General features: G+C 72.5%; 24 protein-coding genes, 1 tRNA gene and 1 pseudogene. 9 read left to right on the top strand and 17 right to left on the bottom strand.

What is annotated here, in order from left to right:
- Positions 1 to 54: 54 nt before the first annotated feature.
- On the top strand, positions 55 to 759 hold the full coding sequence (locus K2F47_RS37025; protein WP_242910900.1) for a response regulator: 705 nt from the start codon (positions 55 to 57) through the stop codon (positions 757 to 759).
- Entirely contained in the window at positions 749 to 2,533 is a 1,785-nt protein-coding gene (locus tag K2F47_RS37020; RefSeq protein WP_242910899.1) for a HAMP domain-containing sensor histidine kinase, read from the top strand. The genes K2F47_RS37025 and K2F47_RS37020 overlap by 11 nt, the downstream gene beginning before the upstream one ends.
- 23 nt (positions 2,534 to 2,556) lie before the next feature.
- Here K2F47_RS37020 and K2F47_RS37015 read toward each other — a convergent pair whose 3' ends face one another.
- Positions 2,557 to 3,045 (bottom strand): SigE family RNA polymerase sigma factor, encoded by a 489-nt coding sequence (locus K2F47_RS37015; protein WP_308198531.1) that lies wholly within the window; start codon positions 3,043 to 3,045, stop codon positions 2,557 to 2,559.
- 418 nt (positions 3,046 to 3,463) lie between these two features.
- Between K2F47_RS37015 and K2F47_RS37010 the strand changes: the two genes are divergently transcribed.
- Both K2F47_RS37010 and K2F47_RS37005 read left to right on the top strand, forming a co-directional pair.
- Positions 3,464 to 4,390, top strand: a complete 927-nt coding sequence (locus tag K2F47_RS37010) for a hypothetical protein (RefSeq protein WP_242910898.1) — start codon at positions 3,464 to 3,466, stop codon at positions 4,388 to 4,390.
- Positions 4,390 to 5,232 (top strand): MauE/DoxX family redox-associated membrane protein, encoded by an 843-nt coding sequence (locus K2F47_RS37005; protein WP_242910897.1) that lies wholly within the window; start codon positions 4,390 to 4,392, stop codon positions 5,230 to 5,232. Before K2F47_RS37010 ends, K2F47_RS37005 begins: the two co-directional genes overlap by 1 nt.
- Positions 5,233 to 5,274: 42 nt before the next feature.
- On the opposite strand, the gene K2F47_RS37000 is transcribed toward K2F47_RS37005, so the two are convergent.
- The 3 genes from K2F47_RS37000 to K2F47_RS36990 form a co-directional block, all read right to left on the bottom strand.
- A complete protein-coding gene (locus K2F47_RS37000; protein ID WP_242910896.1) occupies positions 5,275 to 5,463 on the bottom strand; it encodes a hypothetical protein in 189 nt (62 codons plus the stop codon).
- A gap of 263 nt (positions 5,464 to 5,726) precedes the next feature.
- The gene (locus K2F47_RS36995) at positions 5,727 to 6,911 is read right to left on the bottom strand and encodes an ATP-binding protein (protein ID WP_443611980.1); all 1,185 of its coding nucleotides are present in this window, start codon (positions 6,909 to 6,911) and stop codon (positions 5,727 to 5,729) included.
- A gap of 279 nt (positions 6,912 to 7,190) precedes the next feature.
- Entirely contained in the window at positions 7,191 to 8,198 is a 1,008-nt protein-coding gene (locus K2F47_RS36990) for a pirin family protein (RefSeq protein ID WP_242910894.1), read from the bottom strand.
- A gap of 209 nt (positions 8,199 to 8,407) precedes the next feature.
- On the opposite strand from K2F47_RS36990, the gene K2F47_RS36985 reads away from it, so the two are divergent.
- The gene (locus K2F47_RS36985; RefSeq protein ID WP_242910893.1) at positions 8,408 to 8,869 is read left to right on the top strand and encodes a MarR family winged helix-turn-helix transcriptional regulator; all 462 of its coding nucleotides are present in this window, start codon (positions 8,408 to 8,410) and stop codon (positions 8,867 to 8,869) included.
- A 16-nt stretch (positions 8,870 to 8,885) separates the two neighbouring features.
- Here K2F47_RS36985 and K2F47_RS36980 read toward each other — a convergent pair whose 3' ends face one another.
- Positions 8,886 to 9,314 (bottom strand): hypothetical protein, encoded by a 429-nt coding sequence (locus K2F47_RS36980; RefSeq protein WP_242910892.1) that lies wholly within the window; start codon positions 9,312 to 9,314, stop codon positions 8,886 to 8,888.
- Positions 9,315 to 9,476: 162 nt separating this feature from the next.
- Between K2F47_RS36980 and K2F47_RS36975 the strand changes: the two genes are divergently transcribed.
- Positions 9,477 to 10,214 carry a M15 family metallopeptidase gene (locus K2F47_RS36975; protein WP_242910890.1) on the top strand — a complete coding sequence of 246 codons (738 nt, stop codon included), beginning with the start codon at positions 9,477 to 9,479 and terminating at the stop codon, positions 10,212 to 10,214.
- Positions 10,215 to 10,218: 4 nt separating this feature from the next.
- Here the strand turns inward: K2F47_RS36975 and K2F47_RS36970 are convergent, their stop codons facing one another.
- The 4 genes from K2F47_RS36970 to K2F47_RS36955 all read right to left on the bottom strand — a co-directional run bounded on the left by K2F47_RS36970 (position 10,219) and on the right by K2F47_RS36955 (position 13,179).
- Positions 10,219 to 10,386, bottom strand: coding sequence for a hypothetical protein (locus K2F47_RS36970; protein ID WP_242910888.1), 168 nt, complete (start codon positions 10,384 to 10,386; stop codon positions 10,219 to 10,221).
- A 55-nt stretch (positions 10,387 to 10,441) separates the two neighbouring features.
- A tRNA-Ser gene (locus tag K2F47_RS36965) sits at positions 10,442 to 10,530 on the bottom strand.
- A gap of 82 nt (positions 10,531 to 10,612) precedes the next feature.
- Positions 10,613 to 10,993: a cupin domain-containing protein gene (locus K2F47_RS36960; protein ID WP_242910886.1), complete on the bottom strand. Its 381-nt coding sequence runs from the start codon at positions 10,991 to 10,993 to the stop codon at positions 10,613 to 10,615.
- Positions 10,994 to 11,019: 26 nt separating this feature from the next.
- A complete protein-coding gene (locus K2F47_RS36955) occupies positions 11,020 to 13,179 on the bottom strand; it encodes a MinD/ParA family ATP-binding protein (RefSeq protein ID WP_242910884.1) in 2,160 nt (719 codons plus the stop codon).
- A 156-nt stretch (positions 13,180 to 13,335) separates the two neighbouring features.
- On the opposite strand from K2F47_RS36955, the gene K2F47_RS36950 reads away from it, so the two are divergent.
- Positions 13,336 to 14,292 carry an NAD(P)H-quinone oxidoreductase gene (locus K2F47_RS36950; protein ID WP_242910882.1) on the top strand — a complete coding sequence of 319 codons (957 nt, stop codon included), beginning with the start codon at positions 13,336 to 13,338 and terminating at the stop codon, positions 14,290 to 14,292.
- Positions 14,293 to 14,303: 11 nt separating this feature from the next.
- Complete coding sequence (locus tag K2F47_RS36945; protein ID WP_242910880.1) at positions 14,304 to 14,840, top strand: bacterial proteasome activator family protein; 537 nt, start codon at positions 14,304 to 14,306, stop codon at positions 14,838 to 14,840.
- A gap of 46 nt (positions 14,841 to 14,886) precedes the next feature.
- Here the strand turns inward: K2F47_RS36945 and K2F47_RS36940 are convergent, their stop codons facing one another.
- The 6 genes from K2F47_RS36940 to K2F47_RS36915 form a co-directional block, all read right to left on the bottom strand.
- A complete protein-coding gene (locus K2F47_RS36940; RefSeq protein ID WP_242910878.1) occupies positions 14,887 to 15,690 on the bottom strand; it encodes an HAD family hydrolase in 804 nt (267 codons plus the stop codon).
- 124 nt (positions 15,691 to 15,814) lie between these two features.
- Positions 15,815 to 17,074: a serine--tRNA ligase gene (serS, locus tag K2F47_RS36935; RefSeq protein WP_242910876.1), complete on the bottom strand. Its 1,260-nt coding sequence runs from the start codon at positions 17,072 to 17,074 to the stop codon at positions 15,815 to 15,817.
- A gap of 69 nt (positions 17,075 to 17,143) precedes the next feature.
- Positions 17,144 to 17,950, bottom strand: a complete 807-nt coding sequence (locus tag K2F47_RS36930; RefSeq protein ID WP_242910874.1) for a class I SAM-dependent methyltransferase — start codon at positions 17,948 to 17,950, stop codon at positions 17,144 to 17,146.
- A gap of 21 nt (positions 17,951 to 17,971) precedes the next feature.
- Positions 17,972 to 18,901, bottom strand: coding sequence for a prephenate dehydratase (gene pheA, locus K2F47_RS36925; RefSeq protein WP_242910873.1), 930 nt, complete (start codon positions 18,899 to 18,901; stop codon positions 17,972 to 17,974).
- A 128-nt stretch (positions 18,902 to 19,029) separates the two neighbouring features.
- Positions 19,030 to 19,488 (bottom strand): DUF4446 family protein, encoded by a 459-nt coding sequence (locus K2F47_RS36920; RefSeq protein WP_242911083.1) that lies wholly within the window; start codon positions 19,486 to 19,488, stop codon positions 19,030 to 19,032.
- Entirely contained in the window at positions 19,488 to 20,879 is a 1,392-nt protein-coding gene (locus tag K2F47_RS36915) for a glycosyltransferase 87 family protein (protein WP_242910872.1), read from the bottom strand. The genes K2F47_RS36920 and K2F47_RS36915 overlap by 1 nt, the downstream gene beginning before the upstream one ends.
- Positions 20,880 to 21,238: 359 nt before the next feature.
- Between K2F47_RS36915 and K2F47_RS36910 the strand changes: the two genes are divergently transcribed.
- A complete protein-coding gene (locus K2F47_RS36910; protein WP_242910871.1) occupies positions 21,239 to 23,596 on the top strand; it encodes a hypothetical protein in 2,358 nt (785 codons plus the stop codon).
- Between the two features lie 181 nt (positions 23,597 to 23,777).
- Here the strand turns inward: K2F47_RS36910 and mptB are convergent.
- Positions 23,778 to 25,046, bottom strand: a pseudogene (gene mptB, locus K2F47_RS41870) (polyprenol phosphomannose-dependent alpha 1,6 mannosyltransferase MptB); the annotation flags it as partial.
- A gap of 531 nt (positions 25,047 to 25,577) precedes the next feature.
- Positions 25,578 to 26,309, bottom strand: a complete 732-nt coding sequence (locus K2F47_RS36900) for a glycosyltransferase family 2 protein (protein ID WP_242910870.1) — start codon at positions 26,307 to 26,309, stop codon at positions 25,578 to 25,580.
- Positions 26,310 to 26,379 lie beyond the last annotated feature (70 nt).

The following is a 26,379-nucleotide window of genomic DNA, read 5'->3' as shown; positions in this document are numbered from 1 at the left end:
GTCAGAGGCCGGTTCTCTCGGGGAATCTTCAGGAAGGTGCGCGACACTCTGGGGATGTCCGCGCGGATCCTCATCGCCGAAGACGATCGCAAGCAGGCCGATCTCGTCCGGAGGTACCTGGAACGCGAGGGGCATCGGACGACGGTGGTGCACGACGGCCGGGCGGCCATCGACGAGGCCCGCGGGCGGTGGCCGGACCTGCTCGTCCTCGACCTGATGCTCCCCGGCGTGGACGGCCTGGACGTGTGCCGCGTGCTGCGCACCGAGCGCGACCTCCCGATCGTCATGCTCACCGCCCGGGCCACGGAGGACGATCTGCTGCTGGGGCTGGCGCTGGGCGCCGACGACTACGTCACCAAGCCCTACAGCCCGCGGGAGCTGGTCGCCCGGGTCAGGACGGTGCTCCGCCGCGCCGCCCGCGCCATGACCGCCGAGACGACCGCGCACAGCGTCGGCGGCCTGGTCGTCGACACGGAGCGCCACGAGGTCCACGTCGACGGCGCGCCGGTCGACACCACGCCGGGGGAGTTCGCCGTGCTCGCGTGCCTGGCCGCGTCACCGGGACGGGCGTTCACGCGGCCGATGCTCCTGGAGCGCGTGGGCGGGTTCGGCCGCGACGTCACCGGCCGCACCATCGACGTCCACGTGATGAACCTCCGCCGGAAGATCGAGCGCGAGCCGACCCGGCCCCGGCGGCTGATCACCGTCTTCGGCGTCGGCTACAAGCTCGCCCGGGACGGCGGCCCGGATGCGCCGTAGCCTGCGGGTGCGGCTGCTCGGGATGTCGCTCGCGGTCGTCGCCACGGCGCTGCTCGCCACGTACGGCACCGGCCGGCAGCTGCGGGAGGAGCGGGCGAGCAGCGCGTCCCTGCTGGAGACCGACAGCGAGATCCGCGGCGTCCTGCTCACCTACGCGAACGACCACCGGAGCTGGGACGGTGTCGGGCCGCTGGTGCGGGAGCTGGCCCGCCGCACCGGGCGCCGGATCGCGCTCACCACCTCCGGCGGCGAGCCGATCGCGGACTCGGCGCGGGGGCCGCTGCCTCCGGCGCCGTCCGCCCGGATCGACGCGGCCGACCCGCGCACCCCGCTTCGCGGGTCGCGGCCGAGCCTGGTCGCGCGGATGACCGACGTGTCGCTCGCGTACTACGGCTGGCAGCTCACCGGCCCGGAGCGGAGACGACGGCAGTCCCTCGCCGAGCGGGCCGTCGGCTGCCTGCGCCGGGCGGGCCGCCCGGCCACGGCCGGCACGCGGGACGGAACCGACCTGTCGCTGTACAGCCCGCTTTTCGCCACCGCCGGGAGGTCGCTCGCGGTCTACGGACCGCCGGACGTGCGCCGATCATGCGTCTCGCCCGAGCTGTACGCGCCCAGCGCCGCCGCGCACGGGCTCAACCGGTCGGCCGTCGAGCGGACCCGCGCGTGCCTCGACGCGCACCAGCTTCCCTACGAGGCCGCAACGGACCCCTTCGGGATGCGCCTGCTCCAGCCACCGAAGGGCGCCCGGAAGGACCGAGCGTGGTCGGACTGCGAGCGGGCCGCCCGGGTCGCGGCGAAGCGCTCGTACGTCGCCGCGCCCGCCAGGCTCTACCTGGGCACGAGCGACCGGTTCGCGCCCTTCTCCCCGGACGGCTGGGCCCCGACCGTCGCGACCACCTCGGCGATCCTGCTGGTGGCGGGCGTGGTCACCGTACTGGCCGGAGGACGGCTCGTCCGGCCCATCGTGGCGCTGACCGCCGCCGCCCAGCGGATGGCCGCAGGCGACCACGGGGTGCGCGTCCCCGCGCGCGGCGGCGACGAGGTGGCCCGGCTCGCGGCGGCCTTCAACACGATGGCCGCCTCGGTCGGTGACAGCGTCCGGCAGCGGAAGGCGCTGGTCAGCGATGTGGCCCACGAGTTGCGCACCCCGCTGGCGAACGTCCGCAGCCACCTTGAGGCCGCCCAGGACGGGGTGCTCCCGCTCGACGCCGCCCTCGTCCGGTCGCTGCTGGAGGAGTCCGACCTGCTGGACCGGCTCGTGTCCGACTTGCAGGACCTCGCGCTCGCCGACGCCGGGACGCTCCGCGTCCACCCGGAGGAGCGGGACGCCGCCGACATCGCGGGCCTGGCGGTCGCCGCGCACCGGGCGCGGGCCGAGTGGTCGGGGGTGGCCGTCCGCGTCCATGCCCCGCCGGAGCCCGTCATGGTGCGCGCCGACCCGGCCCGGTTGCGCCAGGCGCTCGGCAACCTGGTCTCGAACGCGGTGCGGCACACCCCCGAGGGCGGCGCGGTGGACGTCGCGGTGCGTCGCCGTCCGGACGGCGTGGTCTTCACCGTCGCCGACACCGGCACGGGCATGGCGCCCGAGCACCTGCCGCACGTGTTCGACCGGTTCTACCGGGCCGACCCGTCGCGCAACCGCGCCACCGGTGGCAGCGGGCTCGGGCTCGCGATCGCCAAGCACCTCGTCGAGGCGCACGGCGGCCGCATCGAGGTCGCCAGTGTTCCGGGCCGGGGCTCGATCTTCACCATCCGGCTTCCGCACGGCCCCTGACCACTTTTGTCCGGGACGGGACGTCAGCTGAAGGTGTTGTCGTCGCGGAGGCGGGTCATGGCGCGGGAGACCGTGCTTTTCACCGTGCCCACGCTGACGCCGAGGATTTTGGCGACCTCCGTCTCGGACATGTCCTCGTAGTAGCGGAGCATCACGGCGAGGCGCTGGCGTTCGGGGAGGCGGCGGAGGGCGCGGGTCAGGACGTCGTGGAGTTCGCTGCGGCGGGTGTGGTCGTCGACGGGGCGGTCGGGGAGTTCGTCGGTGGGGTAGATCTCCAGTTTGCGGCGGCGCCACCAGGAGATCTGGGTGTTGACCATGGCGCGGCGGACGTAGCCGTCGACGGCGGCGCGGTCGTGGATGCGGTCCCAGGCGAGGTAGGTCTTGGCCAGGGCGGCCTGGACGAGGTCCTCGGCCTCGGCGCGGTCGCTCGTCAGCTGGGTCGCGGCGCGCAGGAGCGCGGGGCCTCGGTCGGCCATGTACTCGCGGAACTCCTCGTGGCGCGTCCTGTTCACGTCATCACCGAGCCAGGGGTTGTGGAGCGGCGCCCCGCCGGGGACCTTTCTGGATCTTGACTGCGCGTGCTTCCGGTACAGTTGACGATCTCAGCTGGACCGTAATTGCGGGCCTACTAAAACCATAATTTCGGGTCAACCAGTGCATAATTTACAACCGACGTCTATGCATCGTCCCCCGCCGAACGACTTATCGCGACAAATCCGTCGACTGGAAGGTCACCGCGCGTGAAGCTTGACTCGCCGTCCTAACTACCGTGACCGAGTCAAGATCAATGCCGGAGTCCCCGCCATGCCGCTACCCCGCCCTCGTGGAGCAAGGCGCCGCCGACACCGGGAGGCCGTCTTCGGAGGAACCCCCGCCCTCCGTACCGGCCTGCCCGAGAGATCGGATCCCGCGCTGGACGTCACCGCTGGGATGATCTTGGACGCGAGCCCGCACCTGCTCGTGCTGCGCACCGCCGACGGCGAGGCGCGGCTCCCGATGACCGATGCCACCAGGATCTGGCACGGCGGCCGCGGGGGCCTCGCCGCGCTGCGTCCCGGACGCGAGGTGATCGTGCGGCCGAAGGCCGACGGGCTCGGCGCCGACCGGGTGTGGGTGGACATCGCCCGCGTCACCGGCACGATCCTGGCATGCGGGGACGACTCCGTCGATGTCGATATGGGCCCCCATCGCGGCCGCGCCCACGTGGTGATCCCCCCGCACGCCCTCGGACGGGTGCTGGTCCGGCACCCCCGGCTCCAGCCCGGCTACCTGATCGACGTGGTGTGCGTGCGGTCGGCCGGAGGGCCGCAGGCCGTACGCCCCGGTACGTCGCAGCCGGGCTACCGGGCCGACGATCTCGCCGCGCCCGAGGCGTCCACCCCCGTCCCCGAGGTGCTGCACGGGACGGCGACCTGGTTCGGCGACGTGACCACCCGCGGTGGCACCTGGCCCGACGCCGGGCAGAGGGGGTCCGGCGTCGGCCAGGTGCCGGGGAGCCGCCCGGTGCCGGGGAGCTTCGGCGCCGCGTATCCGGCGGTCGATCCCGAGGGGGACGGCGGGGGGTGCGCGGACGCGCCGTCCGGCTGCGTGGCGCTCCCCTACCTGTCGCTCGGCAGCGAGGTCACCGTCCACAACGAGTGCGGCGGACGGTCCGCCACGGTGCCCGTCGTGGAGTGCGGCTGCGTGGCCGCGCGGTACTGCGACCGGTGCGTGGAGTGCGGGACGTCGCCGCGCGGGCGCATCGTCGAGCTGACCCCGGCCGCGTTCGTCGGCCTCGGCGGCGAGCTGGAGGCCGGCTGCTTCAACGCGGTCGTGCGGCCCCACGTCCCCGCGATGGCGATGGGGAGGGCGCGGTAATGGTGACCTCGATCCAGAACACGCAGGTCCTGCTGCTGGCGACCGTGCTGCTGGCCGCGTGCCTGGCGAAGCTGATGGTCCGCGAGCGGGCGCTGGACGCCCCCGACCACGTGCACGGGGTCCCGGTGCCCGCCGGGCTGACGGCGCTGCGCCGCAGCCGAGGGCTGAACGTGGGCCTCGGGCTCGGCGAGGGCCTGCTCGGGCTCGCGCTGCTGGTGACCTCGCACGTGTCGGTGCGGCTGGCGACGACGATCGCGTTCGCCGCCGCGACCTGGGTCGTCGGCGAGCTGCGGGCGCACCGGCCGGACGCGGGATGCGGCTGTTTCGGCGGGCTGAGCGGCAAGCGGGTCGGCGTGCGCACCGTCCTGCGGGCCGTGCTGTTCACCGCCGCGGCGGTCGCCTCGCTGGGCGCGCCGCTGGCGGGGTTCCAGGTGCTGCGGGACGTCCAGGCGCAGGTCGGGGTGGTGCTGCTGGCGGAGCTGGCGCTGTTCGCGGCGCTGTCCCCCGAGCTGTCGACACTGCTGGAGCGGGGCGGGCTCGCGCCGGGGCGGGGCCGGGCGGTGATGCCGTGCGAGCGGCGCCGCAGCCCGATCGCCGAGACCTACGCGACGCTCTACGAGAGCCGGGCGTGGGCCGCGCACGAGAACCTGGTGTCGAGCGCCGTCCCGTTGGACGTGTGGCGCGAGGGCTGCTGGCGGTTCGTGGTCTTCCCCGCCCGGGTGGACGATCAGGACATCGAGATCGTGTTCGCCGTCTCGACCGCCGAGCGCGACCGGCTCGTCCTGTCGGCGCTGGCGCAGCCCGAGGCGGCGGGCGCCGGGCCGCTGTCTGCCGTTCTCTAGTCTTTTCTTGGACGCGTCCAAGAAAAGACTAGAGAACGCTCGTCACCAATCCTCGTCGTCGGCGCCCATGCCGTCGTCGCCGTGCGGCGCGCCGTCGTCGCCGGGGGCGAGGCGGCCGTCGCCCATCGTGTCCTCGTCGCCCATGTTGCCGGCGGAGTACGACATGGCGTCCCCGGTCGAGTACTCGTCGTCCGGGTCCTGGTTTCGGTACTTGTCCTGGTCAATGGTCATGTTTCCCCCCGCTTCACCCTCGCCATACCCACCTGCCCCGGCGCGACGCCCGGTCGACCTCTTTCTCTCTATAAGCCTCCCTAGCAAAAATCCTAGAAATCCTTAGAGAACGTCAGAGGCATGCCAAGGAGAATCTACGGCTATCTAGGTCCGATGCTAGAGAGGCGAATATTCACCGGACGCGCGAGCGCCGATGCGGATTTCTACGGCCTTCTAGCCGGACGTCTAGAGGGCTGTAGAGAGCGGTAGGAGGGCGGGAAAGGCTAGGCGGGCTGGGAGCGGAGGAACTTGCCGAAGTGCGGCACCGTGAACGCGACCATGCCGCGCTCGGCGCTGTAGATGAGCCCCTTCTTGATCAGGCCGTCACGGGCGGGCGAAAGGCTGGAGGGCTTGCGGCCGAGCTCGTCGGCCACGGCGGCGGTGGGCACGGGGTCATCGCCGAGCCCGGCCATCGCGCGCATGTAGTCGCGCTCGGCCGGGGTCGCGCGCTCGTAGCGGCTGCCGAAGAAGCCGACCGCCAGCTCGCTCTCGGCCTCCGGCGCGGCGACCTTGATGTCGTCGGCGGTGATCGGGGTGTCGGGCGCGACGTCCCAGACGACCTTGGCGTAGGCCTGGACGAAGTAGGGGTAGCCGTCGGCGGCGCCGTACAGCGCGTCGAGGGCGTCGGCGGTGAAGGTGACCTGCTCGCGCTCGGCCGGGGCCAGCAGCGCGACGTCGGCGGACTCGCGGTCGAGCCGGTCGATGCGGGCGTAGCGGAACAGCCGCTCGGAGTAGGACTTGCTCGCCGACAGGACCGCCGGCAGGTGCGGCAGCCCCGCGCCCACCACGATCAGCGGCCCGCCGACCTGCGACAGCTCGTGGCAGGCGGCGCACAGCGCGGACACGTCGTCGGCGGGGATGTCCTGCATCTCGTCGACGAACAGCGCGATCCCGGCGCCGACGTCGGTGGCGACGGACGCGGCGTCCACGAACAGTTCGGTGAGGTCGATCTCCAGGTCACCGGAGTCGGCGCGGCCGCGCGCGGCGGGGACGTCGATGCCGGGCTGCCAGCGGTGCGCCCGCGCCTTCGCCTTGCCGGACGGCTCGGGCCCGGCCTGCGCGAACGCCTTCAGCACGCCGAGGAACTCCTCGATGCGGTCGGGCGCGCGGTGCCGGGGCGCGAGCTCGCGGACGGCCATGTGCAGCGCGGAGGCGATCGGCCGCCGGATCGACTGGTCGGGCCGGGCCTCGATCTTGCCCGTGCCCCACAGCCGCTGGATCGCCATCGACCGGAACGCGTTGAGCAGGACGGTCTTGCCGACCCCGCGCAGCCCAGTGATGATCATGCTGCGTTCGGGCCGGCCGCGGGCCACCCGTTCGAGCACGACCTCGAACTGCTTCAGCTCGCGGTCGCGGCCGGCCAGCTCCGGGGGTCGCTGCCCGGCTCCGGGGGCGTAGGGATTGCGCACGGGGTCCACGCTCTCGGACTCTATGAGGCGATATAGCTGCGGCCGTAGATTTGCGTAGAAACCGCTGCGGCGTGTCGCGTGCGGCTCCCGCCGCCGGTGCCGCGCCGTGGCCACCGTCGCCACCATGCCGCCTCCCGGGCGAACGCGCTGAGATCGAGCAAGTCGAATCTCTGTTCGACTATTCGAACACAGTAGCGCACGCCCGTGGCCCCCGTCACCCGATCCCCCGATCCGGTGCCGTCTTCTCGTCGGCGCCGGATCGGGGGAGATCGAACCAGGTCAGAGTGATTCGTCCTGGGAGGAGCGGTGCGGGATGGCCTCGGCCGGGATCGTCCCCATGCGTCCGGCCTGGAAGTCCTCGAACGCCTGGACGATCTCCTCGCGGGTGTTCATGACGAACGGCCCGTAGCGGGCGATCGGCTCCCGGATGGGCAGCCCGCCGAGCACGAGGATCTCCCAGCCGTTCGCGCTGGCCTGCGGCTGCTCGGCGGCGGCGCGGACGACCAGGCCGTCCTCCGTCCCCTGGTGGTGGGAGCCCGCGAAGATCGCGAGCTGGCCCTCGCCCACCGGGGCCTCCTCGACCCCGGCCGTGCCGCGCCCGGACAGGACGTACACCAGCGCGTTGAACTCGCGCGGCCACGGGAGCGTCAGGCGCGCGCCCGGCGCGACCGTCGCGTGCAGGTAGTTGATCGGCGTGTAGGTCACGCCCGGGCCGTCGAACCCGGCGAGCGAGCCCGCGATGATCCGGACGAGCGACGAGCCGTCGTCGGCGGCGAGCAGCCGGACGTCCCGCGCCTTGATGTCCTGGTAGCGCGGCGGGACCCACTTCTGCGAGCGGGGCAGGTTGACCCACAGCTGGACGCCGTGGAACAGGCCGCCCTTGGCGACGAGGTCCGGCGGCGGCTGCTCGATGTGCTGGATCCCGGACGCGGCGGTCATCCACTGCGTGGCGCCGTCGGAGATCAGGCCGCCTCCCCCGGTGGTGTCCTGGTGCTGGAACGCGCCGTCGATGATGTAGGTGACGGTCTCGAAGCCCCGGTGCGGATGCCAGGGGGTGCCTTTCGCCTCGCCCGGGGCGTACTCGACGGCGCCCATGTGGTCCAGGAGCAGGAACGGGTCGGCGAGGGACAGGTCGATTCCCGGGAAGGGGCGCCGGACCTGGAAGCCCTCCCCCTCCACGTGCCGCTTGGCGGTCACGACTTTGGCGACGCGGCGCCAGCCGGTGCCGTCCTCGGGGAGCAGCGGCAGCCGGGGCAGGGTCAGCGGGTCGGCCATCACGGCGGGCATGGGGTGCCTCCCATCGGTTCCGTGCCGTCCGTCCTCGCGGGCGGCTCGATCGCTCCGGGCGGAGCGTTCACCCGTCCCAACCTAGTTGATGGTTCAACTATTTCCGATGCCGGACGGCGGTGCGGTAGCGTCGTCGGCATGCGGGGAGGCCCACCCCGATCGGTGCGCAAACAAGTTGAAGCTTCAACTTGTATCGTATAGTGGGCCCCATGAGCGAACCACGCTGGCTCGATGCCACCCAGCAGCGCGACTGGCGCGCCTACGTGGACGGCAGCGTCCGGCTTACCGAGGTCATGGACCGCGACCTCAAGACCAGGCACGGGCTGTCGGTGTCGGAGTATGAGATCCTCGTCCGGCTGTCGGAGGCCCCCGAGCGGCGGCTGCGGATGGCCGAACTCGCCGCCAACGCCAGCCAGTCGCGCAGCCGCCTCTCCCACACCTGCTCGCGGCTGGAGTCCAAGGGCCTGGTCCGGCGCGACAGCTGCCCAAGCGACAAGCGCGGGGTGATCGCGGTGCTGACCGACGAGGGCTTCGCGGCCCTCGAACGCGCCGCCCGCGACCACGTCGAGACCGTCCGGAACCACTTCATCGACGTGATCGAGCCGGACGACCTGGAGGCCATCGGCCGCGCGTTCAACGCCGTCCTGAAGAAGATGACCGGCGGCGCCTGACGGTTTGCGTCCCGGCTCAGAGCGGGACGCTGAGGCCGGTCAGGAAGCCGACCGAGACCAGCGTCAGGAACACCCAGGCGACCATCATCCCGAGCCCGAACGCCCGCCACCGCCCGCCGACCTTCACGACCAGCAGCCCGCCGAGCCCGAACGCGAGCACGAGCAGCGTCACGAACTGCGGCGCCAGGCTCTGCCGGCGGCTCATCATCAGCGGCGCCCACATCATCAGGGCGTCCACGAGCACGAAGATGCCGAAGCCCGCCGCCAGCGCGCCGACGTCGCGGCCGACGAACTCCCGCGTGCGCTCCGCGAGATCCTGCGCCCGCTCGGATTGCAGCTTGAGGCGCGGCTGGGCCTGCGCCCCCTGCTCGATCTCCACGCTGTGCGCCACGGCGAAGATGTCGTCTTCGAGGCTCGGGAGGTCGCTCCCGTCCGAATCCGCCATGCCCGCTCCCATGGGCCGGTGGGACGCCGGATGACATGCCCGGCGAACGGACGAGTTCACGACGCGTCCGCCCCGGCCCCGTCTCGGCGGACACGCCCTCCCTCGAACGGTAGCGAATCCAGGGTCCGACGCGAAGAGCACCCGGCATGCGATCCTGCGAACATGCCAGGCAGAGGGCCCCTTCGCAGTGTCGCGTTCGCCGCCGCTTTCCTGACCGTGTCGTTCGCCGCGACCGGGTGCGGACGCGGCTCCGACGACTCCCGCAAGAGCGGGTCGCCGACCCCGTCCAGCAGCCCGTCCGGGACGGCGGCCACCCCGTCCCCGACCTCGACCGCGTTCACCGCGCGGGTCGAGCGGGTGACGGCCGCCGACCTGAAGTACTCGTGGCGCAAGGGCTGCCCGGTCGCGCCGTCCGGGTTGCGGATGATCCGGATGACCTATTGGGGCATGGACCACAAGCCCCATCCGGACGGGAGGCTCGTCGTCAACGCCAAGGCGTCCGGCGACCTCGTGAAGGTGTTCAGGAAGCTGTACGCGATGCGCTACCCGATCAGGCGGATGGAGCCCGTCGACGTCTACAAGGGCAGCGACTTCGACTCGATCGAGGCGGGCAACACCTCGGCGTTCAACTGCCGCAACGCGACCGGTTCGACCTCGTTCTCCCAGCACGCCTACGGGCTGGCCGTCGACCTCAACACCTGCGAGAACCCCTACGTCTACGCGGACGGGCACGTCGCGCACAAGGACTGCAAGAAGTACCGGAACCGCCGCAACGACGACCCGGGCGTCATCCACGCGGGCGACAGGGTCGTGAAGGCGTTCGCGTCGATCGGCTGGGGCTGGGGCGGCGAGTGGAGCGGCGCCAAGGACTACCAGCACTTCTCCAGCTCGGGCCGCTGAGGGATCACATCATCAGGAGCGCGGCGACGGCGATCACGACGACGGCCACCACGGCGAGGACGCCGATGATGAGGGCCATGTTCGGGCCCGAGGACTTCTCGGCCTGACCCCGGTTCTGGAAGTTCTGGAACTGGTGGGTAGTACCGGCCGGATCGTTCGGTGTCTGCGCCATGCCGAAGAGGGTAACGGACGAGTCCGTCCAATTTCGTGGCGATTCGTCTGTCCGGCGGAGAGTGTGGGATTCGAACCCACGAGGACTGTCCCCAGCCCTGGGCGCTTTCAAGGCGCCTGCACTAGTCCACTATGCGAACTCTCCAGGTGGTCACCGCCAACGATAGCGGTCCCGGACGTCCGCCATCGACCGCATAACGGGTGTCCATACGAGGGGTGACGCAGGGTCAGGCGTCCCTGGTCGGCACGGCGTAGCCGGGGATCGACGGCCAGCGGACGGTCATGACCACCGACTCCTCCTCGGCGTGCCAGGAGTGGTCGACGCCGCGTCCCCACACGACGTAGTCGCCCTGCTCGGTGAGGACGACGTCGCGACCCGGAAACTGCATCCGGAACCGTCCGCTGATGAGGACGAGCAGCGCCGTGCGCTTCTCACCGCTCGTCCAGCGCGCGCGGCTCTCGCCCTTCGGGTGCACGCCCCACTTGACCTCGACCTCGTCGCTGTGCCGCAGGTCGCCGGACGGCTTGAAGTGCCCGAGCAGCCAGCCCCGGTCGGCGGCCGCGTCGGCGGCCGCCCTCCCCACGTACACGCCGTCGTCGTCCGCCACGGGCGTGACTCTAGCGCCCGCCGCCGTCACCGTTCGGGACGCGGGAACGCGAACCCGTCGCCGACCACGGCCGCCAGGTTCAGGTACGCCTCGCGCGTCGCCGGGGCGAGCTGCTCCAGCTCCACCTCGGCGCCCTCCTCCAGGTGGTCGTCGTAGGGAATCCGGACGACCGCGCGGCAGCGGCTCTCGAAGTGCGCCTGGAGCTTGTCGAGGTCGACCTGGCTGCGCGTCCTGTTGCGGACCATCGACAGCACCACCACGCCGTTGCGGACGAGGTGGCCGTGGTCGTGCGCCTCCAGCCAGTCGAGCGTCGCGCTCGCGGAGCGCGCGCCGTCCACGGAGGGGGAGCTGACCAGGACGAGCTGGTCGGCGAGGCTGAGCACGCCCGCCATCGCCGAGTGCAGCAGGCCCGTCCCGCAGTCGGTGATGCAGATCGAGTAGTACTGCTCCAGGACGACCGCGACGGCGGCGTAGTCCTCGGCGCTGAACGCCTCGCTGACCGCCGGGTCGCGGTCGGAGGCGAGCACCTCCAGGCGCGCGATGTTCTGCGAGGTGAAGGCCCGCACGTCGGCGTAGCGGGAGATCTTGTCGCGGTTGTTCAGCAGGTCCCGGACGGTCGCGGCCGTCTCCAGCTTGACCTTGTCGGACAGCGTGCCGCGGTCGGGGTTGGCGTCCACGGCGATCACGCGGTCGCCGCGGTAGGTGCCGAGCATCGAGCCGAGCCCGGTCGTCGTGGTGGTCTTGCCCACGCCGCCCTTCAGCGACATCACCGCGACCCGGTGGTGGCCGCCCGCGACGGTCGTCCGCGCGCGGGCGATGAGGTCCTTGCGGCGCAGGTCGCCCTGGGACTCGCCCGGGTGGATGCCGCCCGCCGTCGCCTTGTAAACCGCGCGCCGCCATCCCGAGGACGGCGCGATCCGCCGCTCGCCCAGGAGGTTCTCGGAGCTGAGGCTCTCCGCGTCCTGCGGGTTCGGCTGCTGCTGTGGCTGTGCCGGGTAGTTGCCCTGCGGCGGACCGGGCGGCTGCCCCTGGGGCGGGCCGGGCATCTGCTGGTACGCGCCGTGCGGCCCTTGGGGTTGGCCGTGGGGCGGCCCGTACCCGTATCCCGGCTGCCCCTGCGGATAGGGCTGCCCGGTGTTGGGGTCGCAGGCGTAGCCCGGCTGGCCCTGCGGCCCTGGCTGGCCCATCGCGTTCGGGTCCTGCTGGTACGGCTGGCCGGTGTTCGGGTCGATCGTCGGGTAGTTCGGCGGCAGGGGCGCGTTGGGCCCCTGCGGGTACGGCTGTCCGGTGTTCGGATCGACCGGCGGGAACTGCGGCGGCGCCCCCGCGTTCGGGTCCTGGTACGGCTGCCCCGCGTTCGGGTCCTGCTGGTACGGCTGGCCCGTGTGGGGGTCGAGCGGCGGGAACTGCGGGGCGCCCATGGACGGGTCGGCGTACGGCTGGCCCGTGTTCGGGTCCACCGGCGGGTAGTTCGGCGGGACGGGCGGCCCCGGGTCGGGTGCGAACTGCTGCCCGGCGGCCGGGTCCATCGGGGGGAACTGCGGCGGCGGGGCGGGCGCGTTCGGGTCCGGGCCGACGAACTGGTCGGACCCGTAGGGCGGGAGCTGGTCCAGCGGCGGCGCGCCCTCGCCCGCCGGGTCGGCGGGCGGCTGCGGCGCGTTCTCCCACGGATGCTGCGGCTGGATCGAGGGATCGGCGGGAGGCTGCTGCTGGTACGCGGCGGGCGGCGGAGCGGGAAGCATGTTCGGGTCGAAGGGAGGCGGCCCGCCCTCGTAGGACGGCCCCTCCTCGAACGGCGGGGGCGCCGGGAGGCCGGGGAACGACGGGGGCATGGCCTGCTCGGGAGTGGGCGCGCCCAGCGGCGGCGGGCCCGGCGGACCCAGCGGACCCTGCGGCCCTTCCGGCGGCGGACCCTGCGGAGGCGGGCCCTGGGGCGGGCCGAAGCTCTCCGGAGGCCCCTGGAAGGGCGGCGGGGCGGCGAGCCAGGGATTGTCGTGCTCGGCCGGCTCGGCGGGCGGGTCCGCGACGGTCTCGTCCTCGGTGGCGGACGGCGGGGCGGGCGGCACGGGCGCGCCCGTGGGCGCGGTGGCGGACGGGTTCGCCGGGCCCGGCGGGTCGTCGCTCATCGCGTCCAACGAGGCCAGCCGCTCCTCCAGGGAACGCCCGTCGTGCTCGTTCCTTGCCACCGTTTCTCCCTCGGCACTCATCGACGATCACTTGCGGAGCAGGTAGGCAAAACGGCCCCTTTGCAGCTTACCGGTGCGCCAATACCACGCATCCCTCGCGTAGATCGACATTGCCCGTGCAACGGGCATCGGCGGCTCGGCCGGTAGCGTGCACGTATGCGTGCGATCGTGATCCGCGAGCCGGGTGATCCCGAGGTTCTGGAGTGGACGGACGTCCCCGACCCGGCGCCGCAGCCGGGCGAGGTGCTGATCGAGGTGGCGGCCAGTGCCGTCAACCGGGCGGACGTCATGCAGCGCAGGGGCTTGTATCCCCCGCCGAAGGGCGCCCCGCCCTATCCGGGCCTTGAGGTGTCCGGACGGATCGCCGAGCTCGGCCAAGGTGTGACGCAATGGCACGCCGGGGACGAGGTGTGCGCGCTGCTGTCCGGGGGAGGGTACGCCGAGCGGGTGGCCGTGCCCGCCGCGCAGGTGCTTCCCATACCGCGCGGGGTGGGACTGGTCGAGGCCGCCGGGCTGCCGGAGGTGGCGTGCACGGTGTGGTCGAACGTCTTCATGCACGGCGGGCTGTCGGCCGGGGAGCGGTTCCTCGTACACGGCGGCGGCAGCGGGATCGGCACGCTGGCGATCCAGGCCGCCAAGGCGCGCGGCGCGCACGTGACGTGCACGGTCGGCAGCGCGGAGAAGGCGGAGCGCTGCCGGGAGCTCGGCGCGGACGTCGCCGTGAACTACCGCGAGGACGACTTCGTCGAGCACGGCCCCTACGACGTGATCCTGGACCTGATCGGCGCCAAGTACCTCGCCCGGAACGTGGACGCCCTCGCCACCGGCGGACGGCTGATGGTGATCGGCCTCCAAGGCGGTGCGAAGGCCGAGCTGAACATCGGGAAGCTGCTGACCAAGCGGGCGCTCGTCCACGCGACGAGCCTGCGGGCCCGTCCGGCGGAGGAGAAGGCGGAGATCGTGGCCGCCGTCCGCGGGCATTTGTGGCCGCTGCTGGAGGCGGGGGACGTGCGTCCGGTCATCGACCGGGAGGTGCCGATGGCGGACGCGGCGCACGCGCACACGCTGCTCGAACAAAGCGGTCATGTCGGCAAGATCTTGCTGACCCTGTGAGGATGAGGATTATGAACGAGCCTTCGAAGAACCAGTCTGACAAGGAACCGCAGGTTCTCGTCGTCGGCCCGAACGGCATCGCCATCGAGGGCGCCGGCGACGGCGAGAACGAGGGCAAGTCGGTCACCGAAATGGTCGAGCAGCCCGCGAAGGTGATGCGGATCGGCGGGATGATCCGGCAGCTCCTGGAGGAGGTGAAGGCCGCCCCGCTGGACGAGGCGTCCCGCGCCCGGCTGCGCGAGATCCACAAGTCGTCCATCGCGGAGCTGGAGGACGGCCTCGCGCCCGAGCTCGTCGAGGAGCTGGAGCGGCTGTCGCTGCCGTTCACCGAGGGGACGATCCCGAGCGAGTCGGAGCTGCGGATCGCGCAGGCGCAGCTCGTCGGCTGGCTGGAGGGCCTGTTCCACGGCATCCAGACGACGTTGTTCGCCCAGCAGATGGCGGCGCGCGCACAGCTTGAGCAGATGCGCCGGGCGCTGCCCGCGGGCCTCGTCCCGCCGGACGAGGAGCAGCCGGGCCCGCGCCACACGTCCGGCCCCTACCTGTAGCGCCGGAGCCGATGGCGGCGGCCGCGGCCCGAGGGCGCGGCCGCCGTCACGGGAAGAGGCGTTCGAGTACCTCGGCGACGCCGTCGTCGTCGTTGCGGGACGTGGTGTGCGTGACCGCCGCCAGCACCAGCGGATGCGCGTTGGCGACGCCGTAGGACGTCCCCGCCCAGGTCAGCATCGGCAGGTCGTTGGGCATGTCGCCGAACGCGACCACGTCCCCGGACGGGATGCCGTGCTCCCCGCACAGCTCCGCCAGCGCGCTCGCCTTGGTGACGCCGTGCGCGCTGATCTCCAGCAGCCCGCGTCCGGACGAGTGGGTCACCATCACGAGGTCGCCGACCATCTGGACGGCCTTCTCCGCGAGCGGGTCGGGGTCCGCGCCAGGCTGGAAGGCCAGCAGTTTGGTGCCGGGCCGGGCGACGAGTTCGTCCTCGTCGACGGGACGCCCGCCGAAGCCCTCGGCGTCCCAGCCGCCGAGGTCGTAGTGCCGCTCGAACACGAACCCGTCCGGGTACTCGACGGCGAACCTCATCTCGGGCGAGATCGTGCGGAGCCGTGCGACGGTCTCGGCGAGCACGTCCGGCTCGATCACGTGGGCGCGGACCACGGACTCGTTGTGCAGGTCGTAGACGACGGCGCCGTTGGCGCAGATCGCGACGCCGCGGTGGCCGACGGCGGCGGCGATGTCGGTCATCCAGCGCGGCGGGCGGCCGGTGACCATGACGAGCATCCGGCCCGCGCGCTCGACGCGGGCGAGCGCGGCGACGGTGCGGGCGGAGATCGTCCCGTCCGAGCGCACGATCGTGCCGTCGAGGTCGGTGGCGATCACACGGGGCGAAATCTCGGACATGTCACCTTCCAGTGCGGATGGGACACACCCTAGGCGACCCCGTCCAGCTCACGGCCCGGGACCCCCGCCCTCTGGGAAACGCCGAAGCCCGCCCTCCGCTCGGGGGGCGGGCTTCGCGCGGGCCTCAGCGCTTGACGGGCTCCAGCACGTCCAACCCGATGAACTTGCGGAGCGCCTCGGGGACGTGCACCGAGCCGTCCGCCCGCTGGTGGTTCTCCAGGATCGCGACGATCCACCGGGTGGTGGCGAGCGTCCCGTTCAGCGTCGCGACCGGCTGGTTCTTGCCGTTCGCGTCCCGGTGCCGCACCGCGAGCCGCCGCGCCTGGAACTCGGTGCAGTTGGACGTCGAGGTGACCTCGCGGTAGGTGTTCTGCGTCGGCACCCAGGCCTCGCAGTCGTACTTGCGCGCCGCGCTGGCGCCGAGGTCGCCCGCCGCGACGTCGATCACCCGGTAGGGCAGCTCGACCTTCGCGAGCATCTCCCGCTCCCACTCCAGCAGCCGCAGGTGCTCGGCGTGGGCGTCGGCCGGGTCACAGTAGGAGAACATCTCCACCTTGTCGAACTGGTGGACGCGGATGATGCCGCGCGTGTCCTTGCCGTAGGAACCGGCCTCCCGGCGGAAGCAGGACGACCAGGCCACGTACCGTCGCGGCAGCTCGTCGAGGATCTCGTCCATGTGGTACGCGGCGAGCGGCACCTCGGACGTGCCGACGAGGTACAGGTCCTCCTGGCGGAGCTGGTACACCTCGGCGGCGTGCGCGCCGAGGAACCCGGTGCCCTCCATCGACTCCGGCTTCACCAGCACCGGCGGGTACATCGGGACGAAGCCCGCCTCGATGGCCTGTTCCATGGCGAGGTTCAGCAGCGCGTGCTGGAGGCGCGCGCCGACGCCGGTCAGGTAGTAGAACCGCGCGCCCGACACCTTCGCGCCGCGCTCCATGTCGATGGCGCCGAGGCCCTCGCCCAGCTCCAGGTGGTCCTTCGGCTCGAAGTCGAACGCGGGCGGCTCGCCGACGGTGTCGAGGACGACGAAGTCCTGCTCGCCGCCGGGGGGCGCGCCGTCCTCGATGAGGTTGGGGACGCCGCGCAGCAGCTCGTCGAGTTCGGCGCCGAGCCGGTCGGCCTCCGCCTCGGCCTCCTTCACCTGCTGCGCCAGCTCCTTGGCGCGGACGAGCAGCGCCTGCCGCTCTTCGCCCTGCGCCTTGGACACCGACTTGCCGAAACTCTTCTGCTCGGAACGCATCCGCTCGAACGACGACAGCGCCGAGCGGCGCCTCTCGTCCAGGTCGAGCAGCCGGTCGACGACACCGTCATCCTCACCGCGGGCGCGCTGCGAATCGCGCAGCGCCCCGGGATCCTCTCGAAGAGCTCGCAGGTCAATCACAGACCCGAGGCTACCGGCCTGAAGCCTTCCTCCGCGCGCGGGTTAACGCGCTTCGCGCGGACGCGGAGGTCAGCGGGCGGCGCTCGCCAGCAGCGCGTGCGCGGGCAGGGCGACCTTCCCGTCCGGGGTCGCGTAGGCGGCGATGAGCCGGTCGTACTCGGCCTTGATGCGGCGGACGGTCGCGGCGTCCTGGCGTCCGACGATGAAGCCGTCCGTGCCGACCCGCGCCAGCGCGCCGGTCTCCCACCACTCCTCGGGGTCGGTGACGTGCTCCCAGGTGACCTCCTCGACGGCCACGTCGGCGAAGCCCGCCTCCACCATCAGGCGGCGGAACGCGACGGGCTCGCCGTGGTCGAGGAACGGCGAGCGCGGGACGTCGTCCGGCCACGGCACCCCGGCGGCCTCGGTCGCCTTCGAGACGACCGCGAGCCCGCCGCTCATGGGCATGACCCAGCAGCTCAGCGCGATCCGTCCGGCGGGGCACAGCGTCCGGCGCAGCGCCGCCAGCACCGCCTCGGGCCGCCCCACATTGTTGATCACGAAGTTGCCCGCGACGGCGTCGAACGCCCCGGCCTCGAACGGCAGGTCGGGCAGGACGGCCAGCCGCGCGTCCAGGCCGGGAACGTTCCCACGGGCGGTCGCGATCATGTCGGGGTCGGCGTCGATCGCCGAGACCTTCGCGCCGCGCGCGACGGCGGCGGCGGCCACGGTGCCGGTGCCGGTGCCGACGTCCAGCAGGCGCGTCCCGTCGGCGACGCCCGCCGCGTCCAGCAGCGGGCCGACCAGGTAACGGGTCATCCGGGCGAAGCCCCGCTCGTACGCGGGCGCCCGCCCGGCCCACAGTTCCCGCCCGTAAAGATCAAAATCCTTGGCCACCCTCGCAGGGTAGCCTCCGCCCTACCCGCGGATGGACGCCAGCCAGGCGGCGGCCTCGGCGAAGTCGTCGTCGTGGGTGCCGCGCCGGATCTCGGGGCGGACCTCGTCGGCGCGCGGGTAGGAGCCGACGAAGCGGACGTCCGCGCAGACGCGCCGCAGCCCCATCAGCGCCTCGCCGACGCGGGCGTCGGCGACATGGCCCTCGAAGTCCATCCAGAACAGGTAGGAGCCGAGGCCCGCGCCGGTCGGGCGGGACTGGATCAGCGTCAGGTTGATGCCCCGGACGGAGAACTCGGTGAGGATCTCCAGCAGGGCGCCGACGTGGTCCTCGCCGAGGAAGGCGACGACGGTCGTGCGGTCCTTGCCGGTCGCGGGCGGCGGGGCGCAGGGGCGGCGCAGCGCGACGAAGCGGGTGACGGCGTCGGCGACGTCGTGGATGTCCTCCGCGAGGACGGACAGGCCGTAGCGGGCGGCGGCGAACGACCCGGCGAGCGCCGCGTCGTAGTGGCCGTCGGCGACGTGCTGCGCGGCCTCGGCGTTGGAGGTGGCGGCGTGCCACTCCGCGTCCGGGACGTTGGTGGCGAGCCAGCGGCGGCACTGCGGCTGCGCGATCGGGTGCGAGGCGACGGACTTGATGTCGCGCAGGTCCGTCCCCGGGCGGACGAGCAGCGCGAACGCCACCGGCAGGTGCACCTCGCCGACGATCTGGAGGGGCTCTCCGGTGGCCAGCTCGTCCAGCGTGGTCGGGACCGAGCCCTCGACGGAGTTCTCCAGCGCGACGACGGCGGAGTCGACGTCGCCGTGGCGCAGCGCGTCCAGCACGGCGGGCACGGTCGCGTAGGGGAGGTGCTCGGCTCCGGCGGCGTCCGGGATCGACAGGAGCGCCGCCTCGGTGAACGTGCCGTGCGGGCCGAGATAGGCGAAGCGTTCGGGCCTGCTGGCGTCGGTCACGAGGTCCCCCGGGCGGTGGCAGCCGATGTGCGGCGGAGAAAGTACTGGGACTGCCGAGTTTACTGCGCCGCGCCGACCCGAGCGGCGGGCCGGGGCAGGGCCCGGGACGCGGCTCCGGGACGCGGGGCTCAGGCGCTCCTGGTGGGGGTGCGGTCGCCGTTGCCGTAGTCGGCGAGCGGGTCGTCCATCGTGACGACGGGCCCCTTGCCGAGCCGGGCCGCGCGCAGGGCCTGGTTCTCCTCGGGAGACAGCATCTCCACGGGGTAGCCCTCCTGGACGACCTTGGCGTAGGTCCGGGTCTCGGTCCGCCCGTTGATCGAGCTGAGCACCACGCCGTCGCCGACGGCGTTGATCAGCGCGAGCGAGAACGACCGATGACCGGACATCTCCTTGAGCGCGTCATAGTGCACGATCGCGAGATCGCGCATGGCGCGCTCGTCGACTGAGCCGTCCGCCACCTGGAGCTGGCGTCTCAGCATTTCTCCGCACTCGGCGACGACCTGGTTCACCCGGTTGTGGGCCACGACCGCGATCGTCAGTCCGGCCACCCCGGCGACCAGGCCGGCGACGGCCACCGCGACAAGCATCACGGGGCGAGCGTACCCACCTCGACCTCCGGTTGCGAAGGATCCTCGCGCACCGGCGCGTGGAACAGGCGATTCACGAGCCAGATTCCGAGGACGAGGACCATCCCGATCGCGGCGGCGCCGAACGCGTCCTGGATCACGCGGCCCCAGAACACCGAGAAAAGCGAGTGATCCGGGCCGATGAGCTTCGTGCCCCACCACGGCAGCGGGAAGAGGAAATAGATCCAGGCGGCGGCGGCGAAAAGACATCTTCGCGTGTCCCGCCCATCACCGACCAAGGCACCGACAACCGCGATCATCCAGACGAGATGGTGGATCCACCCCACCGGGGACAGCAGCACCGACAGCAGTCCGCTGATCGCGACGCCCGCCAGGAGCAGGCTGTAGGCGTTCGCGCCGGCCAGCGGGTCGGCGGCGGCGAGGTGGTCGGTGCCGGACACGCGTCCGGTGCCGGGGATGGTCCCGACCTGCGCGTCCGCGGCGTAGGTCGCCCGCCGGGCCAGCTTGAACCCGTAGTACGCCATCACCAGCACGAGGACGAGCCACACCAGCGACCGCGCCGGGCCCTCGGGCAGGATTCGCGAGACGATCCCGTTGATCGCCTGGTTCGTGGTGCCGTCGACGGCGCCGGTGCGGTCCCCGCCCTGGAGCAGGGCCCCGAACCAGTAGTCGACCGAGTCCGAGGGCAGCAGCGCGAACGTCCCGAGCGTGGCCGCCGCCGCCGTGTACAGCGCGTTGACCGCCGCGTCCCGGCGTCCGGTGATCAGGAAGTAGATCAGGAAGACGCCCGGCACCAGCTTGACCGCGACCGCGATGCCGACCAGCATGCCGCGCGGCCAGCGCGTCGAGCGGGTGCAGCAGTCGGCCAGGCACAGCGCCAGCAGGAACAGCCCGACCTGCCCGAACCGGATCTGGTCGCGGACGGGGTCGAGCCAGGCCATCGCCGCGACGAGGACGCCGAGGGCGAGCGGCGCCCAGCGTCCCGTCCGGCGGATCAGGTCGCGGAAGGCGTAGTAGACGGAGATCGCCAGCGCCAGGTAGAGCGCGATCGTCCACGTCCACTGGGCCGCGCGCCAGGGCATCAGCGTGAACGGGACCGCCAGGACGGCCGCGAACGGCGGATAGGTGAACGGCAGGAACTGCGGCGGCTGCGTCAGGACGTCGTACAGCGGCGCGTCGCGCAGCAGCGCCCGCCCGCCGTCCCGGTAGACCTCCAGGTCGACGAGCCGCTGGTCGGGCTGGTTGCCGAGCCAGTGCGAGACGATCGGGGTCACCGCCACCACGACGACGGCGACCCCGGCCAGCAGGATCAGCAGATCCGCCGGCGTGCCCCACCGTCTCCCGGACCGCGGGAGTTCGTCCTCTCCGCGTCCCCCACTGACTTCACGCATGCCCTCATCCTGGCCTAAGCGGGACATCGAACCCTCCATCGGAGGGCATGCGAAGCCCCGCGAATGTGACCGGCCGTCCCGGCCTGAAGGATATGCATCCGCGAACCCTCGCGGAGCCGCCGGTGTTCATTAGGCCTCGGCCCAAGGGGCTCACCTGGGGCTGTGCTATTGGAGTCCGGCCCGAAGGGGTCGCTTGACGACTCGCCCCCTTGACCGTGCCTTCGGCGGGCGCGGCTGTGTTCCTCGCCATCTCGGCCGAGCGTGCTCTTATGCGGACGCGGCATCGCTTCGCGATCTTCCCGGTGGGGCCTCGCGGATGGCTCGGCGCCGTCAGGTGACCCTCTTGTAGCCTGAGGGCCATGATTGCGCGGGGGACGACGATCGGGGTGTTCGTCGCCGCCATCGCGGCGATCGTGGGCGGGCTCACCTGCCCGGCGCTGGCCTCCAGCGGCACTCCGGCGGGACGGGCCACACCGGCGACGATCAGCGGACGCGTCGTGATCATCGGGGTTCCCGGGCTGCTGTGGAAGGACCTGCGCCCGAGGCGGACGCCGGTGCTGTGGGGGCTCACCGCGCAGGGGGCGGGCGGCAGCCTCAGTGTCCGCACCACCAAGGTCAACACGTGCCCGACGGACGGCTGGCTGACGCTGTCGGCGGGCCAGCGGGCGCGGCTCCAGCACGGCGACTGCGCGCTTCCCCCCGCGCCGGTCGTGTCGGGCCAGCCGTCCCCGACCGGTCCCCCGCCCGCGGGCGGGGCGGTCGCGCCCGGCTGGCCCGCGATCAAGAGCGACAACGCCGGGACGTCCTACCACGCGCAGGTCGGGCTGCTCGGCGACGCCGTCCACTCGGCGGGCGGCTGCACGACCGCGATCGGCCCCGGCGCGGTGTTTGGGCTGGGCGACGGCTCGGGACACGTCGACCGGTACGTCCCGTCCCCGGACAAGGCCGCCCCCGCCGACTGGTCGCGCTGCGCGATCACCGCCGTCGACGTGGACGAGATGTTCCGCGCCTACCTCGACGCGGGCGTCGACTCGCACGGCGACCAGGTCCCGGTGGGGCACGACGAGCGCGCGGCCGCCGCGTCCGCCGTCGACCGCCGCGTCGGACAGGTGCTGTCGAGCGTCCCGGCGGGGACGGCGGTGCTGGTCGCGGGGCTGTCGGACACCGGCGTCCGGCCCCACCTGCGGGTCGCCGTCGCCAGGGGCGGCGGCTTCGGACCGGGCCTGCTCACCTCCGGCGCCACCCGCCAGCAGGGCATCGTCACGCTGACCGACCTCACCGCGACGACGCTGGACCTGCTCGGGCTGCCGCAGCCCAAGGAGGCCGTCGGGTCGAAGTGGACGGCGGAGCGGTCCGGCGCGTCCACCGCCGACCGGGTCGACGCGCTCATGGACGACGACGTCGCGGCGCAGGCGATCCGCAACGTCCAGACGTCGTTCTACTGGGTGCTGTTCGCGTCACAGCTCGCGCTCTACGGGATCGCCGCGCTCGCCCTGCGCCGCCTCGGCGGCGACCCGCGCGCGCGGGCCCGCATCCTCGGCGGAACCCGGGTGATCGCGCTGCTGGCGGCGTCCGCGCCCGGCGCGTCCTTCCTGGCCGGGCTGCTGCCGTGGTGGCGGGCACCGCACCCGACGCCGGCCTTGGTCTGCACGGTCCTGGGGTTCGCCGGGCTGATGACGGGCCTGGCGCTCGCGGGCCCGTGGCGGCGGTCGTCGGTGACCCCCGGACTGATCGTCGCCGGGCTGACCGCCCTCATCCTCGCGCTGGACGTCGTGACGGGCTCGACGCTCCAGCTCAACACGCTGATGGGCTACACCGCGCTCGTCGCGGGCCGCTTCTACGGCTTCGGCAACCAGGCGTTCTCCCTGTTCGCGGCGGCGGCGGTGGTGGCGGCGGCCTGGCTGGCCGAATACCCCCTCCGCGCAGCCGGGCAGAAGGGCCCAGCGTCACGGGAACCTGGGACTTCGGCAGCGGAGTCACTGGAACAGAGAGATTCGGAGACGGCGGAGAAGCATCCGAGGCCGGGGGGGCGTTGGCGGAACGGAAAGGTCGCGGCGGCGGGCGTCGTCGCGCTGGTCGGTGTACTCGCGGTAGCGGTGGACGGGCTGCCGTCCTGGGGCAGCGACTTCGGCGGCGTGCTGGCGCTCGTCCCGGCGTTCGCGATGCTCGGCATGATGGTCACCGGACGGCGGGTGTCACTGCCGAAGCTCGCCCTGTTCTGCGTGGCCGGGGCCGCGGTCGTGCTGCTCATCTCCTACGTGAACTCGCGCAGCTCCAACCCCACGCACCTCGGCCGCTTCTGGCAGGACCTCATGGACGGCGACGCGTGGGACGTCGTGTCCCGCAAGTTCGACGCGATGGCGGGCAGCGTCGGCTACTGGCCGTTCACGCTCCCCCTCGCCGCCGCGCTCGGCTGCCTGTTCTTCGTGCTGGCGCGCCCGAACCGGTGGCGGGTCTCCCTCCTCCAACGCGCCTACGAGCACAGCCTCACGATGCGTCCGGCGCTGATCTGCGCGCTGGCCGTGGGCGTCATCGGGACGCTGGTGAACGACTCGGGCATCGTGATCCTCTCGGTCACGTTCAGCCTCCTGATGCCGCTGATGCTCGCGGCGGGGATCCGCTCGCTGGAGCTCGACCTGAACGCAGGCACAGGACGACCAAGGCCACAAGGACCGCGAGCAGCGTCCACGGGATCACCGTCGGCCGGACGACCGTGAACAGCCAGGTCAGCCCGTCCGGCAGCCTGATCAGCTCCGGCGCGCGGGCGGGCAGGTAGGCGAGGCTGAGCGCGCCGGTGTGGGCGAGCAGCACCCAGTCGAACCGCGTCCAGGGCAGCAGCGCGAGCAGCGCCCAGCCGAACCCGTCGTACCAGGGCAGTTCGTAAGGCGCGGCGAGCAGCCACGCCAGGACAAGCGCTGCCGCGATGCGCCGATCGTCCTGCTCACCCCGAGGCAACGCACGCGCGAGCAGGACGAACAAGCCCAACCCAAGCACCATCGACCCGACCTTGATGACGCCCCGGCCGAAGGCGGCGTCCACGAGGTGCCAGGGGGTGGCACGCGAGACCCTGTCGCTCGCCTTGCCGACCTCGGCGAACACGTGCGGCCCCGCCAGCAGGTACGCGACCACGGCCACGGCCACGGCGCCCCCGACCAGGACGGCCAGGCTCGCGATGGCGCGGCGGTTCCGCGTAGTCCAGGCGTCGCGGAGCAGCGTCCAGACGGGCCCGCCGACGACCAGCGCGGCCGGCAGCTTGATCGCGGCCCCGGCCCCGACCAGCGCGCCCGCCGCGAGCGCCCGGCCCGGCCCGCGACCGGAGAAGACGGCGAGCGCCGCCACCATCGGCGCGATCGCGAGGACGTCGTTGTGCGCGCCCGCCACCAGGTGGAACAGCAGCAGCGGATTGCACGTCCACAACAACGCCGTGCGCAACCGCCGCGCCTCCCCGCGCGCCGTCCGGTAGAGGATCAGACCGGTCAACGCGAACGCGAGCAGGTTGATGACCGACAGCACGAACACCGTCAGCCGCACCGACTCGCCCCCGACCCACGACGCGAACGCCTGCGACCCCGTGGTGATCGGCCCATACACCGACGGCGCCGACCGCCACTCCTCAGGCGCCCCCGCCACGGGATCGCGCGGCATATCCACAGCACGGGTGACATACGGATCGTGCCCGGTGGCCGCCATCCGCCCATACGAGGCGTAGTTCAAATGATCAGTAGACCCGGTGGGCGGCAGCATCGTGAACGCCACCGCCGCCAGCAACCCGGCGACCACCAGCGGAAACGCCCTGACCCGCCACCCCCGCCGAACCGCGACGAAACAAGCCGCCAGCCCCGCCGTCCCCACCACGATCCCCGCCACCACAAGCCCAATGACCACATACGGCGATGGATGAACACTCAACGAATAAGGCGGCTCCCCACTCCCCCCCGCCAGCCTCGCCTCAAACGCCGAAGGCCCCAACACCCCCACCACAAAAAAACAAACCAGCGCAACCCCAATCCCGCACAGCCCCCCACGCCCCCACCGCACACCGCCCACCCGCTCGCGGGACACCCCGTCAACCCCCCTCTCAACCACCCGCACGAGCCGCCCCACCTCCCCCACAACCCGCCCCCACCAACCCAACTCCGGGCCTACGCCCCACCAATTCCCCGGCATCCGCCCCACGACAGCGAGCACGCACCCCACCGACACCGCGATCGAGGCCCGCCCTCTGAACAGCCCTCACCCCCCGCACCGTCCCCACCCCACGAACGCCACCCACCCCACAAGCGGCATACCCCCCACGAACAACACCCACCGCCCGAACGGCACCCGCCCTGTGAACGGCACCCGCCCTACGAACGCCACACGCCGTACGAACGGCGTACCCCCCGCGAGCAACACCCACCTCGCGAACGGGAACCGTCCTACAAGCGGCGCACACCCTGCGAACGGCACCCGCCGCGCGAGTGGCACACACCTCATGGACGGCGACCACCCTGCGAGCGGCACCCGCCTCTTGAACGGCGTACCCCCCGCGAGCGACGCCCACCTCGTGGACGGCGACCGCCCTTCTAGCGGCGCACATCCTGCAAGCGGCGGCCGTCCTCTGAGCAGCGCTCATCCTGGGAGCGGCGGCTAGATCGTCAGTGGCGGCCGCTGTGTCGGGGGCGTGGGAGGTGGTCGGGGGGTGGGGGGTGGGATGGGTCATCGGGGGCGGTTTCGGAGGCGGGCCAGCTGGGTGGCTATGGCCGGTTCGCGGACGGCGAGGGCGCGGGCCACGTCGCGGAACTGGCGGGCGCGGTGCAGTTGGGCGTGCCAGTCGGTGCCGGTGGCGCGGTGGGCGAGGGGCACTTCCACCTCGGTCACGCGGAAGCCCTTGCGGAGCAGGTCGATGGTGAGGGCGGTCTCCACGCCGAAGCCGGGGGCGAGCGGCAGCGCGGCGTCGAAGGCGGCGCGGGTCAGGCAGCGCTGGCCGTTGAGGGGCTGGGTGGCCTCCCAGCCGGTCGCGCGTCTGATGCCGTCCCGGGACAGCCGGACGACGAAGCCGTGCCCGCCGAGCTTCACCGTCGAGGAGAACGCGGCGATCGTCATGTCGGCGTCGCCGGAGCGCACCGGTTCGACCAGCGGGGCGGCCTCGCCCGCGGTGTCGGCGAGGTCGGCGTCCAGGAAGAGCAGGTGGCGGGGCAGGTCGCGGTCCTCGTCCAGCAGCCGGACAGCCTCGGCGCCGCTCTCCATCGCCGCGCCCTTGCCTCGGTTGCGGCCGTGCCGGACGACCCGCGCGCCAGCCTGCCGCGCTGCGCCCGCGGTGCCGTCGGAGGAGCCGTCGTCGATCACTATGACCAGGTCGGCGCCCGGCAGCTCCCGCGCGGCTCTGACGGTGGCCGCGATGCGGTCGGCTTCGTCCTTGGCCGGGATGATCACCGCTACGTCCTGCATGCCGTGATCGTAGTGCGCTCGAGCGTCCCCCGCCCTACCGACCGCAACCTGTGGATAACTTCGCCGCAGC

Origin of the sequence: Actinomadura terrae (assembly GCF_022751215.1) — a bacterium.
In the GTDB taxonomy this organism is placed as follows: Bacteria; Actinomycetota; Actinomycetes; order Streptosporangiales; family Streptosporangiaceae; genus Spirillospora; species Spirillospora terrae.
Note: the sequence above shows the minus strand (reverse complement) of the source record. Positions and strands in the feature narration are given on the sequence as shown.

Coding starts and splice junctions, on each gene's coding strand:
- K2F47_RS37025 (WP_242910900.1), top strand. CDS start 55: ATGTCCGCGCGGATCCTCATCGCCGAAGACGATCGCAAGCAGGCCGAT.
- K2F47_RS37020 (WP_242910899.1), top strand. CDS start 749: ATGCGCCGTAGCCTGCGGGTGCGGCTGCTCGGGATGTCGCTCGCGGTC.
- K2F47_RS37010 (WP_242910898.1), top strand. CDS start 3,464: ATGATCTTGGACGCGAGCCCGCACCTGCTCGTGCTGCGCACCGCCGAC.
- K2F47_RS37005 (WP_242910897.1), top strand. CDS start 4,390: ATGGTGACCTCGATCCAGAACACGCAGGTCCTGCTGCTGGCGACCGTG.
- K2F47_RS37000 (WP_242910896.1), bottom strand. CDS start 5,463: ATGACCATTGACCAGGACAAGTACCGAAACCAGGACCCGGACGACGAG.
- K2F47_RS36990 (WP_242910894.1), bottom strand. CDS start 8,198: ATGCCCGCCGTGATGGCCGACCCGCTGACCCTGCCCCGGCTGCCGCTG.
- K2F47_RS36985 (WP_242910893.1), top strand. CDS start 8,408: ATGAGCGAACCACGCTGGCTCGATGCCACCCAGCAGCGCGACTGGCGC.
- K2F47_RS36980 (WP_242910892.1), bottom strand. CDS start 9,314: ATGGCGGATTCGGACGGGAGCGACCTCCCGAGCCTCGAAGACGACATC.
- K2F47_RS36975 (WP_242910890.1), top strand. CDS start 9,477: ATGCCAGGCAGAGGGCCCCTTCGCAGTGTCGCGTTCGCCGCCGCTTTC.
- K2F47_RS36970 (WP_242910888.1), bottom strand. CDS start 10,386: ATGGCGCAGACACCGAACGATCCGGCCGGTACTACCCACCAGTTCCAG.
- K2F47_RS36950 (WP_242910882.1), top strand. CDS start 13,336: ATGCGTGCGATCGTGATCCGCGAGCCGGGTGATCCCGAGGTTCTGGAG.
- K2F47_RS36945 (WP_242910880.1), top strand. CDS start 14,304: ATGAACGAGCCTTCGAAGAACCAGTCTGACAAGGAACCGCAGGTTCTC.
- K2F47_RS36940 (WP_242910878.1), bottom strand. CDS start 15,690: ATGTCCGAGATTTCGCCCCGTGTGATCGCCACCGACCTCGACGGCACG.
- K2F47_RS36920 (WP_242911083.1), bottom strand. CDS start 19,488: ATGCTTGTCGCGGTGGCCGTCGCCGGCCTGGTCGCCGGGGTGGCCGGA.
- K2F47_RS36915 (WP_242910872.1), bottom strand. CDS start 20,879: ATGCGTGAAGTCAGTGGGGGACGCGGAGAGGACGAACTCCCGCGGTCC.
- K2F47_RS36910 (WP_242910871.1), top strand. CDS start 21,239: ATGATTGCGCGGGGGACGACGATCGGGGTGTTCGTCGCCGCCATCGCG.
- K2F47_RS36900 (WP_242910870.1), bottom strand. CDS start 26,309: ATGCAGGACGTAGCGGTGATCATCCCGGCCAAGGACGAAGCCGACCGC.